The sequence below is a fragment of the Acinetobacter sp. YH16032 genome (genome assembly GCF_013417345.1).
Classification (GTDB): Bacteria; Pseudomonadota; Gammaproteobacteria; order Pseudomonadales; family Moraxellaceae; genus Acinetobacter.
In genome coordinates this window covers 1-3,797 of the sequence record NZ_VPEE01000079.1, presented here as the reverse complement: position 1 = coordinate 3,797, position 3,797 = coordinate 1, and the positions used below count along the sequence as shown (strand labels likewise).

4 protein-coding genes and 1 pseudogene are annotated in these 3,797 nt (G+C 39.2%); 3 read left to right on the top strand and 2 right to left on the bottom strand.

The window, feature by feature from the left end:
- Positions 1-30: 30 nt before the first annotated feature.
- Positions 31-291 (bottom strand): mobilization protein, encoded by a 261-nt coding sequence (locus FTV32_RS16000; protein ID WP_121775348.1) that lies wholly within the window; start codon positions 289-291, stop codon positions 31-33.
- Between the two features lie 224 nt (positions 292-515).
- On the opposite strand from FTV32_RS16000, the gene mobQ reads away from it, so the two are divergent.
- The 3 genes from mobQ to FTV32_RS15985 all read left to right on the top strand — a co-directional run bounded on the left by mobQ (position 516) and on the right by FTV32_RS15985 (position 3,694).
- Positions 516-1,949, top strand: a complete 1,434-nt coding sequence (gene mobQ / locus FTV32_RS15995; protein ID WP_180029091.1) for a MobQ family relaxase — start codon at positions 516-518, stop codon at positions 1,947-1,949.
- Positions 1,950-2,512: 563 nt separating this feature from the next.
- Positions 2,513-3,451 carry a replication initiation protein RepM gene (gene repM / locus FTV32_RS15990; RefSeq protein WP_121775347.1) on the top strand — a complete coding sequence of 313 codons (939 nt, stop codon included), beginning with the start codon at positions 2,513-2,515 and terminating at the stop codon, positions 3,449-3,451.
- Between the two features lie 15 nt (positions 3,452-3,466).
- On the top strand, positions 3,467-3,694 hold the full coding sequence (locus FTV32_RS15985; protein ID WP_121775349.1) for a hypothetical protein: 228 nt from the start codon (positions 3,467-3,469) through the stop codon (positions 3,692-3,694).
- Positions 3,695-3,700: 6 nt separating this feature from the next.
- On the opposite strand, the pseudogene FTV32_RS17620 reads toward FTV32_RS15985, so the two are convergent.
- Positions 3,701-3,797, bottom strand: a pseudogene (locus tag FTV32_RS17620) (mobilization protein); the annotation flags it as partial.

Here is a 3,797-nt window from a genome sequence, read left to right as displayed (position 1 = left end):
ATACAAAAAAAGCTCAAGCAGTAATTAAAATCAAAGACCAAATAATTTTCTATCACGATCTTCTGTTAAATACTCGTTCAAGTCAGCAAGAATTTTTGCCTTTTCTGAATCATCTTGCATTTTTTTTAACGCCAAAGAACCAAGCAAAATTTTACGTCTAGTATCTTCTTTTCGCTGTTGATCCGTTGCTTTCTTTTTTTCACGAGCCAAAACAGCTTGCTTCTGAGCTTTAAGCTGTTTCAAACGTTCTTCTTGTTTAGCAATTTGCTGTTCCAAAGATTCGACTTTCATTACAAATCCAATGCCTAAAAAAACCACAGTTAGCATAAGCGTACATAAATTGAAATTCAAGGTACTATCTGCTATCGTGGTTTTCCCAAAGGGCGCACTTTACCATTGAAAAAAATCTTCGATTTTTATTCAATGGAAGTACGGCAGGGGATTCCCCCTACAACCCCAAACCAGCTTATGCAAGCTGGGAAATTTGGAAACCCAAATTTAAGAGCAAAAGCAAAATGGCAATCTTTCATTTTTCAGTCAAAGCGATAAGCCGAAGTGCAGGGCGTTCAGCCGTTGCATGTTCTGCCTATCGTTCGGGTGAAAAATTAGAAGACCATTATCAAGGTAAAATTCAGGACTACACCCAAAAAACAGGTGTGGAATCTAAAAAAATCTATGCACCTGAAAACACCAAAAAAGAATTATTAGACCGTCAAGAATTATGGAATGCAGTTGAACAGGTTGAACGTAGAAAAGATGCAACCTTAGCAAGAGAGTTTGAAATTGCCTTTCCCCATGAATTTAATGCAGAACAAAGACAAGACTTGCTCGATGAGCTATGTCAGGGAATTGTAGAAAAACATGGTGTGATCGTGGACGCATGTATCCATGCTCCACATACCAAAAGCGGAAGTGATGAAAGAAACTTTCATGCACACATCATGTTCACCAGTCGGCAGATTGACCCACAGACAGGCGACTTTGCCAAAAAGAAAAATCGAGACTTCAACAAAGAGCAATCCAGTGAAACCGTGAGCCACTGGAGAGAACACTTTGCAGAATTGACCAACCGCCATTTAGAAAAACATGGCTTTGCAGATCGTGTCGATCACCGTAGTTACAAAGATCAAGGCATAGACCTTGAAGCCACTCAACATGAGGGGCCACACGTTACCCAACTTCGCAGACAAGGCATAGACACCGAAATCAGTCTATCCAATGATGCCATCCGTGAACGCAACCAATTTAGCCAACACATCAGAGGTTTAGATCAAGAAATACAAGCATCTGAACGACTGTTGAACAACTTGATTCAGACCAGAGAAAATTTAGACCAGGAACAACGCCAAAAAGAAAAAGACCAGGAACAGCGTTCCCCTGAAGAATTGACCAAAATCGCATATAGCGTTATTTCGCAATATAACGACGCTGTAGCCACGGAAGCAAAAAACATAGCACTAACTACCCAAAAAACAGAAATCGAGCAAATAAACGCTGTTTTAGAGCAAATAGAGCTATCAAAAACCAATCTTGAACACCAAAAAGAACAATTAGGCAAAAGACCTATGTTTTTTGGTGGGAAATGGGATGCTGCAAATGCAGAAATTCAAACCCAATGGCAAGAATTGGACAGTCAGGAACGAGATTTAAAGACCAAAACCCCACGTTTAGAACCTGAACGCTATACAGATCGGGCAAAAGAGATCGTAAACAAAGCTAATCCGAACCTGAAAGCCAAACATGATCGAGCAAGACTTCACCTTGAACGTGAACAACAACGGAAGTTAGCCGAACAAGAAAAGCGGAAACAGGAAGCCAAGGCACAACAAGAACGAGAAAAACAGGCGTTTTTTGCACGTAAAGCCTTACGTGAGCAAGGAAAACATGACGAAGCTAATAAACTACTGGCTGAATCAAAAGCACAAAACCATAAGCCACGTTCACGCTAAAATTTAAATTTTCTTTTTTGGCGTTTATTAAAATTATCTAAATAATACATGGTCTTATAGAGCGAGTGTCTACGAGCGAACTAGCAATATTCGACCATCGACCCTCTGAAAAACCGCTTTTAACTGATTGAACCCTAGAAAACCTATATTTTCATGCCGAAACTAGCCCCTAGACCGAGCGAAGCGAGCAAAAAAGCTTTATGAGCGAAGCGAATCCATTCTTGCTTTTGCTTTTAGATTTCACACACAGGATTAACCAAAAAATTGCCCCTCGAAGCGAGCTTGCGAGCTTCAAAAAGTACGAGCTTTAGCGAGTACATAGGGCAATTTTGACCACTCCCCTCTTTTTTTTATTTTTTAGTTTTTAATACTTTTACGCCACCTAAAAGCATTGCCACATAAGGATTTCAGGCTTCATATGACTACGTTTACCTTGCAATATGACTACGTTTACCTTGCAATATGACTACGTTTACCTTGCAATATGACTACGTTTACCTTGCAAAAGACTTCATTATAAAATAATGTAGTTATAACTTCATAAAAAAACCATGTAGTTATTAATGAAAAAGGATCTAGTTGTTAAAGATAATGCCCTGATTAATGCAAGCTACAACCTTGACTTGGTTGAGCAACGTTTAATCCTATTGGCGATACTGGCGGCCAGAGAGTCCAATACGCCTACACACAAAGATTTAACTATCCATGTTGATAGCTATATTAATCACTTTAATGTCCACAGAAACACCGCATACCAAGCCTTACAGGATGCCAGTAGGAATCTGTTTGAGCGAAGATTTAGCTATCAGAAGCTCACCCCTAAAGGCAATATCGAGAATGTAACAAGCCGATGGGTGCAACGAGTGTCATATGTAGAGAATGAAGCTCTTGTCCGTATCAGGTTTTCAGATGACGTTGAGCCACTGATCACCAACCTAGAGAAGCACTTCACCAGTTACGAGCTTGAGCAGGTAAGTAACTTAACCAGTGTTTACGCTATTCGACTGTATGAGCTTCTAATCGCATGGCGTAGCACTGGTAAGGTCGCTATGATTGAACTTGATGAATTACGCTCAAAACTTGGCGTAGAACCTCATGAATACAAAAAGATGGTTAATTTTAAAAGCCGTGTCCTAGATGCTGCTATAGATCAAATTAACGAACATACAGACATCAAGGCAGAATATGAACAGCATAAAAAAGGGCGGTCAATTGTCGGGTTTTCATTCAGCTTTAAACAAAAATCCAAGCCTAAAACAATCAACCATGAACGAGATCCAAGCACGGTTGATATGTTCTGCAACTTGTCAGACAGTCAGATAAATACTTATAGCTCAGTATTGTCTAAAGTCCACAGTATCAGCGACCTAGCAGGGAATAAGGACTATCAAGCATTTGCAATATGGATTGCCAATATTTTACGTGACCCGTCCAGTGTGCGAGAAGAAACGGCAAAACGCATATTCAAGGCATTGCGAACAGAAACAGATTTTAAAGGTTAAATGGGAGTATTACTAATGACTGATTTATCAAAACTAAGTGAAACCGAGCTATTAGCTATCTGGAATAAAGATAATTTTGGACTGAAAGGTCAACTATACAAACTAGAACAAGAGTACATCGAAGCCAAAGAAATATTGGATAACTGGCAGAATAAAGACCACCCACTTTATGAACGTCATAAGGATTGTGTGGATGGTCTAGTTACAAGGATTCAGGACATACAAAAAAAGCTCAAGCAGTAATTAAAATCAAAGACCAAATAATTTTCTATCACGATCTTCTGTTAAATACTCGTTCAAGTCAGCAAGAATTTTTGCCTTTTCTGAATCATCTTGCATTTTTTTT